This window comes from Vibrio sp. 10N.247.311.51 (assembly GCF_041467855.1).
GTDB lineage: Bacteria > Pseudomonadota > Gammaproteobacteria > Enterobacterales > Vibrionaceae > Vibrio > Vibrio coralliirubri.
Genome location: NZ_JBFSVK010000016.1, coordinates 1 through 15704 on the forward strand (window position 1 = coordinate 1; position 15704 = coordinate 15704).

A 15704-nucleotide genomic window follows, 5' to 3' on the forward strand; every position below is an offset into this window, starting at 1 on the left:
GCGCCGATTTGGTGCCTTGTTCTACGACGCTCTGATCGTAATCGCTATTGAAATGTTGGCGGCTGGCGTCATTGTCGCTCTGCTGCATGCGCTCATGGCTCTCGGCATTTTTAACCACAGCGGATATGCCGATGTTAGTGACTTCTTAACCAACCATCCGATTTGGAGCCCTACATACACCTTTTACTTAGTGGCCGTTTGGGTATATTTCTTCGTCTTCTTCTGGACTAGAGCTGGTCAGACTCTCGGCATGAGAGCTTGGAAGCTGCGCGTTCAAAACAAAGATGGCTCGGCTATCACAACAACTCAGGCGCTGATTCGTTTAGGTACTTCAGGTTTTGGACTGGCAAACCTATGTGTTCCATTCGATCCTGAAAAACGTGGCTTTCACGATATCTGGGCAAAGACTGAAGTCGTTGTGTTACCACAAGCACGATAATGTTATTTAAGTTAGATCCAATCAAGATCAAAAAAGGAAGGCGTTATGCCTTCCTTTTTTATATTTACAATTTCCGCCTCAAGAGCATGATGGCAATTCCAAGGAACACCACGCTCGGGGCTATTGCGCCAAAGGCGGGCGGTATTTGATAAACCAAACTCACCGGGCCAAAGAACTCACTGGATATATAGAAGGTAAAGCCAGCAATAACACCTGACAGAATCCTCGCGCCCATGGTTACACTACGTAAAGGACCAAAGATAAACGACAGTGCCATCAACATCATAACTGCGATAGAAATTGGCTGGGTTATCTTTCTCCACAGCGCCAATTCATAACGTGATGCATCTTGCTCTGACGCCTTCAGATAAGAAACATAATCATACAACCCACTTAACGATAGCTCTTCTGGTTTAACCGTTACTATCGCCAACTTGTCTGGAGCTAATGAAGTTTCCCAAGAGTAAGTCGGTAGGCTTTCTTTGGTAATTTGAAGCTCATTTTCAAAAGACGTGATCTCTACATCCTTCATCGTCCACACGTTGTCTCCAACGTAATCAACTTCGTCAGAATAAATAGCGGTCTTAAGTGCCTTGTTTTCGTCAAAGCGCCACATGTTCATGCCATATAGCTTCTGGTCATCGATTTTGACAATAAAAATAAAGTCATTGGCATCACGAGCCCAAACACCACTTTGCGTCGAAATAATATTACCACCAGCAATCGAGATGGTTCTTAAATCACGAGCCATTTTCTGCGCTTGCGGTGCACCCCACTGACCAAGCAGTGTCACCACGATCATCAGTGGAATAGCGGTTTTAAGTACCGATAGACCGATATCCAACTTAGAGAAACCAGCTGCCTGCATAACGACAAGCTCAGAACTTGCAGCAAGCATACCAAGCCCAATCAACGCACCAAGCAATGCAGCCATTGGAAAAAACATTTCGATATCACGAGGGATACTCAGTAAAACAAAGTACAGCGCTTGTAATAGATCGTATGTACCACGGCCAACTTTTCTCAGCTGCTCTACATATTTAATGATCCCAGAGAGACCAACAAACGTCACCAATACCAGTGACGTCGTTGCGATGATGGTTCTGCCTATATATAAATCGAGAATCTTAAACACGGCTTAAGCCAACCTCTTATTCTTGAATTTTTCTTTCAAACGCCTTACTGGCACGCTATCCATAAAGTTTGCACCAATCGCGACAAATAACAATAACGCATTGATTGGCCACATGCCGATTACCGCAGGAATGCTCCCCTCTTCGATTGAAGACTTGGTTGCACTGATTGCTAAGAAATAGGTGAGATAAATCAGTATTGCTGGGCCGATTTTCGCAAAGCGACCTTGTCGAGGGTTAACCGCAGACAGTGGCACGACAAGCATGGTCAACAATGGAATACAAAGTACCAAAGAAATACGCCACTGCAACTCTGCTTTCGCACTATTGTTTGAGTTACCAATCAGCTCAAGCGTGGGGATCGCTTCCCAGTCTCGACCTTTCTTCTTTACTTCACGCTGACCAATCAGGCCTTCGTATTCTTCAAAGTGCGTCACCCTATAGTCAAGACGAGTCGGAATGCCTTCATGACGAGTTCCATCGTACATTACGATCACTTGGCGACCATCACTGAGCTCTTTAACATCGCCTGACTTCGAGAACATCACACTTGGTAGTACAGAATCACGCGGACGCATTTGAGCAACGAACACATTTTCTAACTTATTACCGTCGATATCATCGATAAACACGACAGAAGAGCCATCCGGCGTACCTTCAAACTTACCTTTTGGTAGCAAATCAACGCTGTTTTCTGCGGCCACTTCTTCATACATTTGTTCAACTTTATCTTGTGACCAAGGAGATAACCAAAATGAGTTAAAGGCTGCAACAGATGCCGTAATCAAAGCGAGGTAAAGCGCAGATTGGATCAGGAATTTATTACCGATACCGGTGGCGTTCATGACCACTATTTCACTTTCAGCGTAAAGGCGGCCAAAAGTAAGCAAAATACCAATATAGATACTGAGTGGAAGCATCAATAGGCCCATCGCTGGCATATTTAAGCCAACAATCGACAATATAAGACTCGCAGGGATATCACCATCAGAGGCGTCCGCTAAAACACTGATGAATTTTTGGCTGAGAAACACGAGAAAGAGAACAAAAAAGATCGCAAATTGGCTCTTGATTGTCTCGCGGATCAAATATCTAACAATAATCACGCTCAAATTACCTATACAAAACTTGTTTTTTTGATTGAATCACTATAATTTCCCGTTGAACCTTTTATTTTTTTAAATTTTTAGCTAAGTGTTAGCGTTCTTCTTTAAGGTTAGTTCCATTATAGGATCCAACAAGTAAGAACCCATTATCTAACATTTAGTTCGATTTGTCTTCAGGATGTAGGAGTACGCATGGAGTTCAGTGTAAAAAGTGGCAGCCCAGAGAAACAGCGCAGCGCATGTATCGTTGTCGGTGTATTCGAACCGCGCCGCCTTTCTCCAGTAGCCGAGCAATTAGATAAGATTAGCGATGGTTACATTAGTTCACTGCTTCGTCGCGGTGATCTAGAGGGTAAACCTGGCCAGATGCTACTACTGCATCAAGTACCTGGTGTACTTTCAGAACGTGTTCTACTGGTAGGCTGTGGTAAAGAACGTGAGCTAGGCGAACGTCAATACAAAGAAATTATCCAAAAAACCATCAGCACACTAAACGAAACAGGTTCTATGGAAGCAGTATGTTTCCTTACAGAACTTCACGTTAAAGGTCGCGACACTTATTGGAAAGTTCGCCAAGCAGTAGAAGCGACTAAAGATGGTCTTTACACATTTGACCAATTCAAGAGCAACAAACCAGAGACTCGTCGCCCACTACGTAAATTGGTATTCAACGTACCAACCCGTCGCGAATTGAGCCTGGGTGAGAAAGCAATCTCTCACGGCCTTGCTATTGCTTCAGGTGTAAAAGCGTCTAAAGATCTCGGCAACATGCCACCAAACATCGCAAATCCAGCTTACCTAGCTTCTCAAGCTCGTCGTTTAGCAGACGATTACGAGACAGTGAAGACTAAGATTATTGGCGAAGAAGAGATGGAAAAACTGGGTATGACATCATACCTAGCAGTTGGCCGTGGCTCTAAAAATGAATCTATGATGTCTATCATGGAATACAAAGGCGCTCCGGATCCAGATGCGAAGCCGATTGTATTAGTTGGTAAAGGTCTAACTTTCGATTCAGGCGGTATCTCGCTTAAGCCGGGTGAAGGCATGGATGAGATGAAGTACGACATGTGTGGTGCGGCATCTGTATTCGGTACAATGAAAGCACTGGCTAAGCTTAACCTGCCTATTAACGTGGTTGGTATCCTAGCAGGTTGTGAAAACATGCCGGGCAGCAATGCTTACCGTCCAGGTGATATCCTAACGACAATGTCAGGCCAAACGGTTGAAGTACTCAACACTGATGCTGAAGGTCGCTTGGTTCTATGTGATGCTCTAACTTACGTTGAGCGTTTTGAACCTGACTGTGTTGTCGATGTTGCTACGCTAACTGGCGCATGTGTTATCGCTCTAGGTCACCACATCAGTGGCGTTCTATCGAACCACAACCCACTTTCTCACGAACTTGTTAATGCTTCAGAGCAAGCAAGTGACCGTGCATGGCGTCTACCTATGGCAGACGAGTACCATGAGCAGCTAAACAGCCCATTCGCTGATATGGCGAACATCGGTGGCCGTCCTGGCGGCACAATTACTGCTGGTTGCTTCCTGTCTAAATTCACTAAGAAGTACCACTGGGCACATATCGACAGTGCTGGTACTGCTTGGAAGTCAGGTGCAGCGAAAGGCTCGACAGGTCGTCCTGTCTCAATGCTAGTCCAATTCTTATTGAACCGCAGCGGCCAAGAGACTGAAGAGCAATCTTCAAAATAATAAAAAGGGCCTACGGGCCCTTTTTTAATAAGCGCTATTTGTTAGACCCTGTTAACCAAGTAACATTGATATCCACGATTTTCAGTTCGAGTATTAAGTATGCAGACTGCTACATTTTACATTGTGCCTTCAGACAGCCCGCAAGCCAGCGAAGATGGTTTTGCTCACTATGTGCTGTTTCTTGCTCAGCACTTTGCAAAACAAGGCGCTAAACTTTATCTCAACTGTAATGACAAAGAGCATGCCGAGCGTATTGCTGAAGTTTTCTGGCAAGTCGAACCCAGTGAGTTTATTGCGCACAACTTGGTTGGCGAAGGCCCGAAGTATTCAACCAACATCGAAATTGGCTATCAAGGCGTAAAACATAATTGGAATCGTCAGCTAGTAATTAATCTGGCCGATAATCATACAACCTTTGCGAACGCCTTTGCTCAGGTGATAGACTTCGTCCCTTGCGAAGAAAAAGCTAAGCAACTCGCTCGAGAAAGGTATAAAATTTACCGTCAGGCTGGATATCAGCTACAAACTATCGAGATTCAACATCCATAGTCAAACCTCATAGTTAAAGCTATCTTTGGATTTAGATTCAAGAAGCTTCACTTATGAAGTTTGACCACGATTAACCATTCACAGTATCCGTTTAAGAGCACTATGGAAAAGACATACAACCCAACATCAATCGAACAAGCTCTGTATAAGACTTGGGAAGAGAAAGGCTACTTTAAGCCACACGGTGACACATCAAAAGAAGCTTACAGCATCATGATCCCGCCACCGAACGTCACTGGCAGCCTACACATGGGTCACGCGTTCCAAGATACGATCATGGATACGCTTATCCGTGCTCAACGTATGAAAGGCAAAAACACGCTTTGGCAAGTGGGTACTGACCACGCTGGTATCGCAACTCAAATGGTTGTTGAGCGTAAGATTGCTGCTGAAGAAGGTAAAACAAAACACGACTACGGCCGTGAAGCTTTCATCGACAAGATCTGGGAATGGAAAGGCGAATCAGGTGGCACGATCACTCAACAGCTTCGTCGTCTTGGTGCATCTGTAGATTGGGATCGTGAACGATTCACTATGGATGACGGCCTATCGGCTGCGACTCAAGAAGTGTTTGTTCGTCTATACGAAGAAGACCTAATCTACCGTGGTAAGCGTCTAGTAAACTGGGATCCTAAACTGCACACTGCAATCTCTGATCTTGAAGTTGAAAACAAAGACAAAAAAGGTTTCATGTGGCACTTCCGCTACCCGTTAGCGAACGGTGTTAAAACGGCTGATGGTAAAGACTACATCGTTGTTGCGACTACTCGTCCAGAAACCATGCTTGGCGATACTGGTGTTGCTGTTAACCCAGAAGATCCTCGTTACAAAGATCTTATCGGTAAAGAAATCCTACTTCCTGTTGTTAACCGTCTTATCCCTATCGTAGGCGATGAGCACGCAGACATGGAAAAAGGCACGGGTTGTGTGAAGATCACTCCAGCTCACGACTTTAACGATTACGAAGTGGGTAAGCGCAACAACCTACCAATGATCAACATCCTAACGTTCAATGCTGATATCCGTGATGCTGCTGAAGTATTCACAACCAACGGCGAAGAAAGCGATGTTTACTCAACAGACATCCCTGCTAAATACCAAGGCATGGAGCGCTTTGCTGCTCGTAAAGCTATTGTTGCTGAATTCGAAGAACTTGGTCTTCTTGAAGAGATCAAAGATCACGACCTAACTGTACCTTACGGCGACCGTGGTGGTGTAGTTATCGAACCAATGCTGACTGACCAATGGTACGTACGCACAGCACCTCTTGCTGAGCCTGCAGTTAAAGCCGTTGAAGATGGTCAAATCCAGTTCGTGCCTAAGCAGTACGAAAACATGTACTTCGCGTGGATGCGTGACGTGCAAGACTGGTGTATCTCTCGTCAGCTTTGGTGGGGCCACCGTATCCCAGCATGGTACGACAACGATGGTAAAGTTTACGTAGGTCGCACTGAAGAAGAAGTTCGTGAAAAGAACAACCTAGCGCCTGTTGTTGTACTTAAGCAAGACGACGACGTACTAGACACTTGGTTCTCTTCTGCACTTTGGACGTTCGGCACGCAAGGCTGGCCTGAAGATACTGAAGCACTGAAAACATTCCACCCATCTGAAGTACTAGTATCTGGTTTTGATATTATCTTCTTCTGGGTTGCTCGTATGATCATGATGACCATGCACTTCGTGAAAGACGAAGATGGCAAGGCTCAAGTACCTTTCAAGACGGTTTACATGACGGGTCTTATCCGTGATGAAAACGGCGACAAGATGTCTAAGTCGAAGGGTAACGTACTTGACCCAATCGACATGATTGACGGCATCGGCCTTGAAGAGCTAGTAGAGAAGCGTTGTGGCAACATGATGCAACCTAAACTGGCTGCTAAGATCGAAAAAGCAACACGTAAGACTTTCGAAAATGGTATCGAACCATACGGTACTGATGCGCTACGTTTCACTCTTGCTGCTATGGCTTCAACTGGTCGTGACATCAACTGGGACATGAAGCGTCTTGAAGGTTACCGTAACTTCTGTAACAAGCTATGGAACGCAAGCCGTTACGTACTGATGAACACAGAAGAGCACGACTGTGGCATGTCACTGTCTGTAGAAGACCGTGCCAACATGGAATTCTCTCTAGCAGATAAGTGGATTGAATCTCAGTTTGAAGTTGCAGCGAAAGAGTTTAATGCTCACCTAGACAACTACCGTCTAGACATGGCAGCAAACACGCTTTACGAATTCATCTGGAACCAATTCTGTGACTGGTACTTAGAGCTAACTAAACCTGTTCTTTGGAAAGGTACTGAAGCTCAACAACAAGCGACTCGTTACACGCTTATCACGGTTCTTGAGAAGACTCTGCGTCTTGCTCACCCTGTTCTTCCTTACATCACTGAATCTATCTGGCAGAGCGTTAAGCCGCTAGTAGATGGCGTTGAAGGCGAGACAATCATGACTCAAGCGCTTCCTCAGTTTAATGAAGCTAACTTCAATGCTGAGATCGTTGACGACATCGAATGGGTTAAGACTTTCATCACTGCTATCCGTAACCTACGTGCGGAATACGACATTGCACCAAGCCAAGGCTTAGAAGTAATGATTAAAATAGCGGATGAGAAAGATGCAGCTCGTATCGAAGCGAACAAGATCGTTCTGACTTCTCTAGCTAAGTTAGACGATATTAAAGTTCTAGCTGATGGTGAAGAGACTCCTGCTTGTGCAACTAAACTGGTTGGCAAATCTGAGTTGATGATCCCAATGGCGGGTCTTATCGACAAAGATGCTGAGCTTGCTCGTCTAGATAAAGAAGTAGCTAAGACTCACGGCGAGATTAAGCGTATCGAAGGTAAGCTAGGTAACGAAGGTTTCGTTGCTAAAGCACCAGAAGCCGTTATCGCGAAAGAGCGTGAAAAGCTTGAAGGCTACAAGGAAACTCTTGTTAAGCTTGAAGAGCAAAAAGCGACAATCGCTGCGCTTTAAAACCGAGTGAACGAGAAGGCTTCGAACTTCTCGCTCTAAATAGAAAGGTTGGTCTTGGTGGCCAGCCTTTTTTTATGTCCCTGATTCTAATATTCCAATGCTTTTCACTTTAGCCTCACTGATTGATAGGTTTCATCTATCAAATTAATCTCCACTTCCCATTATACTTAATGATAATAATTCTCAATAATAGACCTATCGAAACAACACAACGATTGAGTAATTATCATGAAAAAGACACTAACCTTTGCTGCATTACATTTTACTATCGCATTTAGTGTCGCTTATGTACTAACAGGCGACATCTTAATTGGTAGCTTAATCGCTATGATTGAGCCCTCTGTGAATACTGTTGCCTTCTATTTTCATGAAAAGGCGTGGGCTCAAGTTCCAGCGCTTAAAGCTCGTCAGTGGATGACCAAATTAAAAACAGCAAGCTTTGCTACCATCCACTTTAGTGTTGCCTTTACCGTTGTCTACTTGTTGACTGGAGATGCTTTCATCGGCGGTTTGATGGCCTTGCTAGAGCCAACTTTAAATACCGTTGCTTACTACTTCCACGAGAAAGTCTGGTTACGAAAAGCTGAAAGCCAAACACTACAAGCTCCGTTTTGCTTACATCAACACGCTTAATTTAAAGCTCACTGAACGATTGAAGCAACCAGTTTCGAATAACAAAATTCAGCTTACCATTGACAAAGTTGCGCACCGCAATTAAATTAATTGCGGTGCGCAACTTTATTTCTTAATTCAAAGGTAGGTAGTTATGAATTCTCAACAGTTAAGAGACTATTCTCGTCAAACGGTTCGTTTACTTGGCATGCTTGATAAGCAGTGCGGCGATGTCGACCTCACTCCAGTCCAGGCTCATACTCTTGGTGAAATCCAGTTGCAGCCAATCACCATCAACCAATTGGCGCAGCAACTCAACGTAGATAAATCGAATGCTAGCCGCACTGTCACGGGCCTGATCAAGCTTGGTTTAGTTGAGAGCCTAGAGAACCCAACAGACAAGCGTAGCCAATTAGTCGCCCTAACCGCTCAAGGTGTTGATGCGTTATCTCAACTCGACCAGCAGCAAAGCATCTTCTTTGAAAAAGTACTCTCGACACTCAATGACAACGAACAACAACTGCTTAAGCAAGGGCTTGAGAGCTACTTAAAAGGGTTAACGAAAGTATGCCAAGCGGATGAGTTTGTATTACGCCCACTCACAGAGTCAGACAACCAACAATTAGCCGAAGTCATTCGCCAAGTTTCGGCTGAGCATGGGCTCACAGAAGATAAAGGCTATGGCGTGGCCGACCCAACACTCGATGATATGTACTCTGTCTATAGCCAAGCGAATGCAATGTACTGGGTTATCGAACATAACGGAAAGATCGTCGGAGGCGGTGGCTTTGCCCCTCTAGCAGGTAAACCCAATGTGTGTGAGCTACAAAAGATGTATTTCTTACCGCAAACTCGAGGGCATGGTCTAGCCAAGCGAATTGTCGCTTTGAGCTTAAAGCAAGCCAAACAACTTGGGTATCAACACATGTATTTAGAAACGACGGAGTGCTTGGGTGCTGCGGTCAAACTCTATGAGAAGCTTGGGTTTGAGCATCTTGAGTCAGCTTGGGGAGAAACAGGCCACGACGCTTGTGAGGTTGTCATGGCCAAGTCGTTATAAGCAGAATGCGCCGCTATAGCGAAAGAAGATAGCGCTAAAATATACGGAGTTAACGTAGAAAGTTACTGACGCAAGAGGTTGGGTTCAAGGCAACAAAAGAACTCTCTTCTTGCCCATCAAGTACCACTTCTAATGGGTATAGATGCTTGGGGTTAGGATTCTCAATATCAAAAATGATAGGCGCCTCAACCTGGAACACAACGCCAGTATGTTCAGCTCGTACATCAATCGGCATCACGAGTGTCATACCATTAAACTTGATGGATGCCGATACTAACCCCGCCTTTAGCGTTTGATAGATAACATCCACTTTAAACTCACAGCCACCACCATGATGCCAGATCTGCTCTGTGACAACTTGTTCTAGCTTGACGTTTCGAACAAACTGCAGATATGGCGCTTGCCAAATCCCGATGCGTGAATCAGATTTAGCGATAGCCTGTGAAGATACAGAGTCATCCATATCCTCTTCAAGCAATAGGCTCTCCTCTTCTTCAAGGAAAAGGATCTCGAAACGGTTTCGGCCGGACTGCATATAAGGACGGATATCTTTACGGTATTCAGCTTGGCTACCATCACAATCAAACACAGCCACACCATTAAGCCGAACTTCAGCAAAGTAATCGACTCCAGCCATCACCAACTCAACAAATGGACACGCCAACATAGCGTCATCCACTTCGATGTCGTGCATCAGGTGCCACTCTTGCTCTGCAATTTCATTTTCACTCAAGTTATCAGGTAGCTTTGAGCTTAACGGAGCCGGAAAAGTGATGTCATCTTGTGGGATAGAGAGATCCGTCAGTGGCGAAATTTGCCAAAGACCATCGAGAAGCAACCGCATATCATTCCTTGAGCTAGATCAATTTTGACCGCATTATAATGAATGAATGCATATAAAGACATTTATTTTTCTGAGGGTAAAAAAATGCCAGCTCGAGGCTGGCATCTTTTAAAACTGGGAAAGAATTACTCTTCGCCTTCATCATCTTCGTCTGGGTAGATAGCATCTTCACCTTCGTAGTAAGTGCCCCAACCGTCGTAGATAATGTCAAACTTCTCTGCAAGGTTTACAAGCTTTTCAACTTGCTCATCAATCGCTTCTGCATTCAGAGTACATTGCATCGTTGCATCACAACAAAGTAGCTTATTGCCATCTTCGTCTTCTGTCTCTTCAGCTTCAAGCACTTCAAAGCCCATTTTGAATGCTTCAACAACCGCTTTCTCAAGCACATCGAAATCTTCAGCAAATAGGTGATGCTCGATATCGTATAGAGCTTCAGGATCGCTACCATCTTCAATTAATGCTGTAATGATGTCGCGAGTCTCTTCCTTTTGAAATTCAATTAATTCCGCTACTGATAGATATTCATCTTCGTGAGACATGTGTCTGCTCCAGAGTGTTGACTATGAAAAGATCAAATTTGATTGCCACGAAATATGGCACGGATCGTCCAGAAAAGCCACCCAGATCAGGCCTAGAAAGGTAAGTTTATCGCGAGATCGCAGAGCCAATATCAATTCAAAAGTGAAATCAAAATCACAGAAACAAATTTTCAACATTTTATTAACTGCGCCGTATTTTAGCATTTCGTTTTTGTGGCCACTTTAGGGCTTACTGAATAAAACTTGCGTGATTAGTCACGTTAGGTGCATACACTCAACCGCTTTTGGGGTGCATAAATCCTCAGCTTGTTATCAAAAAGTGCATAATAGTGAATAAAAAATCATGATTAATAAGCAAAATTCAATTCTAACAAGCCACGAATTGAGCATAGATCTTCAAAAACGTTGTTCCGTTCGATAGCCAGTTAGTTGGAATTTAATCTGTATAAACTTAAAAATCACAGGTTTTATGACCAATTATTAGCCAAATACCTTGTATTAACTCAATCTGCAAAACTTGCATATTACGGACAAGCTTGTCATAAATAGACGCTGGATTAATAGTAAGGATGCAAAATGAGTAAGCTGTACGTTGGCTCCGAAGTCGGTCAATTGAGACGAGTTCTCCTAAATAGACCAGAAAGAGCACTCACCCACCTCACCCCTTCAAACTGTCATGATCTTCTATTTGATGATGTACTTGCCGTTGAAGCCGCTGGTGAAGAACATGATGCCTTTGCAGAAACGCTGCGCAGCCAAGACGTAGAAGTGCTATTGCTGCATGACCTGCTAGTAGAAACGCTTGCCGTATCTCAGGCTCGTGAGTGGTTACTGAATACTCAAATCTCAGATTTCCGTTATGGGCCGACTTTCGCCCGTGACCTAAGAAACTACCTTGCTCAAATGGATAATGAGCATCTAGCAACTATATTACTCGGTGGCTTGGCCTACTCTGAGCTTCCTATCAAGTCATCATCGATGCTGCCTAAAATGCATCGACCACTCGATTTCGTTATCGAGCCACTGCCTAACCACCTATTTACGCGAGATACTTCTTGCTGGGTTTACGGCGGTGTATCGCTTAACCCGATGATGAAACCTGCACGTCAACGTGAAACGAATCACCTACGTGCTATCTACCGCTGGCACCCAGTGTTCGCAGGCCAAGATTTCATTAAGTACTTTGGTGATGAAGACCTTCACTACGACAACGCTAACATTGAAGGCGGTGACGTACTGGTTATCGGTAAAGGTGCGGTACTGGTTGGTATTTCAGAGCGTACTAAACCACAAGGTGTCGAAAACCTAGCGGCTAGCCTATTTAGATCAGGCCAAGCGACCGAAGTGATTGCGATCGATCTACCAAAACACCGCTCTTGTATGCACCTTGATACGGTGATGACACACATGGATATCGACACGTTCTCTGTCTACCCAGAGATCGTGCGTAAAGACCTAGACACTTGGCGCTTAACGCCAAAAGAAAATGGCGAAATGCGTGTCGAGAAATCGGAAAACTACCTGTCAGCGATTGAAGGCGCACTAGGCCTTGATCAACTGAAGATCATCACTACCGGCGGTGATAACTACGAAGCTGAGCGTGAACAGTGGAATGACGCTAACAACGTACTGACAGTGAAACCAGGTACCGTGATTGGTTATGAGCGTAATGTTTACACCAATGAGAAATACGACAAAGCGGGTATCGAAGTTCTAACGATTCCTGGCAACGAGCTAGGCCGTGGTCGTGGCGGCGCGCGTTGTATGAGTTGCCCTATCGAAAGAGATGGTATCTAAGTCAAAGAGCTCAGTTAAACAGACTCAATAATCTTATCTAGGCCAGTATTCATTTACTGGCCTTTTTTATCAAATTAATAAAATAAATATTCACAAATATGGCATTTTTATGTTTAACTAAGTTCTTCATTGATTCTATATACGCAAGGAGCGAGAGATGGCCTTTAATCTTCGCAATCGTAACTTTCTAAAACTTCTCGACTTTACTCCTAAAGAGATTCAGTTTTTACTCGACCTGTCTACTGACCTAAAAAAAGCTAAGTATGCAGGCACTGAGCAGAAGAAACTCAACGGCAAAAACATTGCTTTGATCTTCGAGAAAGCATCAACTCGAACACGATGTGCGTTTGAAGTGGCCGCCTTTGATCAAGGTGCTCAAGTCTCTTACCTTGGCCCTTCTGGTTCTCAGATTGGTCAAAAAGAATCAATGAAAGATACGGCGCGTGTATTGGGGCGTATGTACGATGGCATCGAATATCGTGGCTTTGGCCAAAGTATCGTTGAAGACTTAGGCGCTTATGCGGGCGTGCCAGTTTGGAACGGCCTAACCGATGAATTCCATCCAACTCAGATCTTGGCTGACTTCCTTACAATGATCGAACATGGTCGCGGTAAACACCTACACCAGATCAGCTTTGCTTACCTAGGCGATGCACGTAACAACATGGGTAACTCACTGTTAGTCGGTGCTGCGAAAATGGGCATGGATATTCGCCTTGTCGCGCCAAAAGCCTTTTGGCCAGAAGAGCAGCTTGTTGAAAAGTGCCAAGCTATCGCGCAAAGCACAGGTGCCAAAATCACTCTAACGGAAGACGTTGCTGAAGGCGTGAAAGGTTGTGATTTCCTATACACCGATGTTTGGGTTTCAATGGGTGAAGCCCCTGAAGCTTGGGACGAACGTGTAGCGGTAATGAAACCATACCAAGTGAATATGGATGTCATTAAGCTCACTGGCAACCCTCAAGTGAAATTCATGCACTGCCTACCCGCTTTCCATAACAATGAAACCGTGATCGGCCAGCAAGTCGCAGATAAGTATGGAATGAACGGTTTAGAAGTTACTGATGAAGTCTTTGAATCGGATTACTCAATTGTGTTTGATGAAGCTGAGAATCGCATGCATACCATCAAAGCGGTAATGGTTGCGACACTGGGTCAATAGCGAATACTGAAAGTAAACAAAAGCTTGATGTAATCGCTTGCGCTCACAAATTGAAAGCGTATAATTCTCGGCAATTTGTCTGAGAGTAGTGAAAATGACGCCAACCAATATTGTGATAACACATAGTAATATTGTGAAAACACCAAATATTGCTCGTAAGCTAAGATGCTTACCAGGCCGTCTATTCTGCTTTTCAGCACTTTTTTAAAGCCTCCCATTATGGGGGGCTTTTTTATGGCCAATACATTATTGTGGGGAAGAAGATCATGGCGAATTCGCTCTATCAAAAGCACATCATCTCAATTCCAGAGCTTTCTCGTGAAGAGCTAGAATTAATTGTTCAAACGGCAGGTCAGCTAAAGGCTGAACCAAACCCAGAACTCATCAAGAACAAAGTTGTTGCCAGCTGCTTCTTCGAACCTTCTACGCGAACTCGTCTCTCTTTTGAAACTGCGATTCAACGCATCGGTGGTGATGTGATTGGTTTCGACAGTGGTGGTAACACTTCACTGGCGAAGAAAGGCGAAACGCTAGCGGACTCGGTACAGGTTATCTCTTCATACGTTGACGCTTACGTGATGCGTCACCCTCAAGAAGGCGCAGCACGTCTGGCTTCTGAGTTCTCAAACGGTGTACCTGTTATTAACGCAGGTGACGGCGCAAACCAACACCCGACACAAACGTTATTAGACCTATTCTCTATCGCTGAGACACAAGGCCGCCTAGACAACTTAAACGTTGCATTCGTTGGTGACCTTAAGTACGGCCGCACGGTTCACTCGTTGACTCAAGCACTAGCGAAGTTCGACAACATCTGTTTCTACTTCGTTGCTCCAGAAGCTCTAGCGATGCCAGACTACATTTGCGAAGAGCTTGATGAAGCGGGCATCAAGTACCAACTATTGACGGACATGGAAGATGTGATTCCTGAGCTAGATGTCTTGTACATGACTCGAGTTCAAAAAGAGCGCTTCGATGAGTCAGAATACGCGCACATAAAATCCGCATACATCCTGACCGCTTCGATGCTGGAAAATGCACGCGATAACCTGAAGGTTCTGCACCCTCTTCCTCGCGTTGATGAAATTACTGTCGATGTCGATAAAACACCTTACGCTTACTACTTCCAGCAAGCAGAGAATGGTGTTTACGCTCGTGAAGCATTGCTAGCCCTTGTTCTTAACGAAACGCTGTAGAGGAGAGATATCATGTCTAAAGAGACTCAATTAAAAGTTGAAGCAATCAGAAACGGTACTGTTATCGACCATATCCCAGCCAATATCGGGATCAAGGTGCTAAAACTGTTCGACATGCACAACTCTCATCAGCGCGTGACGATTGGCCTAAACCTGCCGTCTTCTGCACTAGGCGGAAAAGACCTGCTCAAGATTGAGAATGTGTTTATCACAGAAGAACAGGCGAGCAAACTGGCTCTTTACGCGCCTCACGCAACAGTGAACCAAATCGAAGATTACGAAGTAGTTAAGAAGCTACCGCTAGAACTTCCTGAGCAAATCAACGATGTGTTCGAGTGTCCAAACACCAACTGTATTACTCACAATGAACCGGTTGAAAGCAGCTTTAAGATCTTTGAAAAGAAAGAAGATATTCGATTGAAGTGTAAGTATTGCGAAAAAGTCTTCTCTCGCGAGATCGTGACAGAAAGATAACGTCATACGGCAAAGAAGACCGAATGTAAAAACTATCAAATACCTCGCCTGTGCGGGGTATTTTGCGCTTTACCTATCCAAAGTTTGAAGGCACACTGAAA

14 protein-coding genes are annotated in these 15704 nt (G+C 44.5%); 10 read left to right on the forward strand and 4 right to left on the reverse strand.

The window, feature by feature from the left end; genetic code table 11:
* On the forward strand, positions 1-439 hold a 439-nt coding region (locus AB6E85_RS14915; protein ID WP_372143137.1), incomplete at its 5' end, for an RDD family protein.
* Positions 440-503: 64 nt separating this feature from the next.
* Here AB6E85_RS14915 and lptG read toward each other — a convergent pair.
* Positions 504-1574, reverse strand: coding sequence for an LPS export ABC transporter permease LptG (gene lptG, locus AB6E85_RS14920; RefSeq protein ID WP_017058938.1), 1071 nt, complete (start codon positions 1572-1574; stop codon positions 504-506).
* A gap of 3 nt (positions 1575-1577) precedes the next feature.
* The gene (gene lptF, locus AB6E85_RS14925; protein WP_052880357.1) at positions 1578-2678 is read right to left on the reverse strand and encodes an LPS export ABC transporter permease LptF; all 1101 of its coding nucleotides are present in this window, start codon (positions 2676-2678) and stop codon (positions 1578-1580) included.
* Positions 2679-2870: 192 nt separating this feature from the next.
* Between lptF and pepA the strand changes: the two genes are divergently transcribed.
* The 5 genes from pepA (at position 2871) to AB6E85_RS14950 (ending at position 9588) form a co-directional block, all read left to right on the forward strand.
* Entirely contained in the window at positions 2871-4391 is a 1521-nt protein-coding gene (gene pepA, locus AB6E85_RS14930; RefSeq protein ID WP_017058936.1) for a leucyl aminopeptidase, read from the forward strand.
* A 99-nt stretch (positions 4392-4490) separates the two neighbouring features.
* A complete protein-coding gene (locus AB6E85_RS14935) occupies positions 4491-4940 on the forward strand; it encodes a DNA polymerase III subunit chi (protein ID WP_017071288.1) in 450 nt (149 codons plus the stop codon).
* Between the two features lie 102 nt (positions 4941-5042).
* Positions 5043-7916 (forward strand): valine--tRNA ligase, encoded by a 2874-nt coding sequence (locus AB6E85_RS14940; protein WP_372143138.1) that lies wholly within the window; start codon positions 5043-5045, stop codon positions 7914-7916.
* Positions 7917-8144: 228 nt separating this feature from the next.
* A complete protein-coding gene (locus AB6E85_RS14945; protein ID WP_050634890.1) occupies positions 8145-8549 on the forward strand; it encodes a DUF2061 domain-containing protein in 405 nt (134 codons plus the stop codon).
* Between the two features lie 133 nt (positions 8550-8682).
* Entirely contained in the window at positions 8683-9588 is a 906-nt protein-coding gene (locus AB6E85_RS14950; RefSeq protein ID WP_082242284.1) for a bifunctional helix-turn-helix transcriptional regulator/GNAT family N-acetyltransferase, read from the forward strand.
* A gap of 49 nt (positions 9589-9637) precedes the next feature.
* Here the strand turns inward: AB6E85_RS14950 and AB6E85_RS14955 are convergent, their stop codons facing one another.
* The gene (locus tag AB6E85_RS14955; RefSeq protein WP_086971490.1) at positions 9638-10432 is read right to left on the reverse strand and encodes a glycosyl hydrolase 2 galactose-binding domain-containing protein; all 795 of its coding nucleotides are present in this window, start codon (positions 10430-10432) and stop codon (positions 9638-9640) included.
* A gap of 125 nt (positions 10433-10557) precedes the next feature.
* The gene (gene rraB, locus AB6E85_RS14960; RefSeq protein ID WP_017058930.1) at positions 10558-10974 is read right to left on the reverse strand and encodes a ribonuclease E inhibitor RraB; all 417 of its coding nucleotides are present in this window, start codon (positions 10972-10974) and stop codon (positions 10558-10560) included.
* 576 nt (positions 10975-11550) lie between these two features.
* Here rraB and arcA point away from each other — a divergent pair.
* From arcA to pyrI, 4 genes are all read left to right on the forward strand, one after another.
* Positions 11551-12771, forward strand: coding sequence for an arginine deiminase (gene arcA / locus AB6E85_RS14965; protein ID WP_048605878.1), 1221 nt, complete (start codon positions 11551-11553; stop codon positions 12769-12771).
* 157 nt (positions 12772-12928) lie between these two features.
* A complete protein-coding gene (locus tag AB6E85_RS14970; RefSeq protein ID WP_372143139.1) occupies positions 12929-13933 on the forward strand; it encodes an ornithine carbamoyltransferase in 1005 nt (334 codons plus the stop codon).
* 266 nt (positions 13934-14199) lie between these two features.
* On the forward strand, positions 14200-15129 hold the full coding sequence (gene pyrB / locus AB6E85_RS14975) for an aspartate carbamoyltransferase (protein ID WP_012604860.1): 930 nt from the start codon (positions 14200-14202) through the stop codon (positions 15127-15129).
* Between the two features lie 12 nt (positions 15130-15141).
* A complete protein-coding gene (gene pyrI / locus AB6E85_RS14980) occupies positions 15142-15603 on the forward strand; it encodes an aspartate carbamoyltransferase regulatory subunit (protein WP_017058927.1) in 462 nt (153 codons plus the stop codon).
* The last annotated feature ends 101 nt before the right edge of the window (positions 15604-15704 follow it).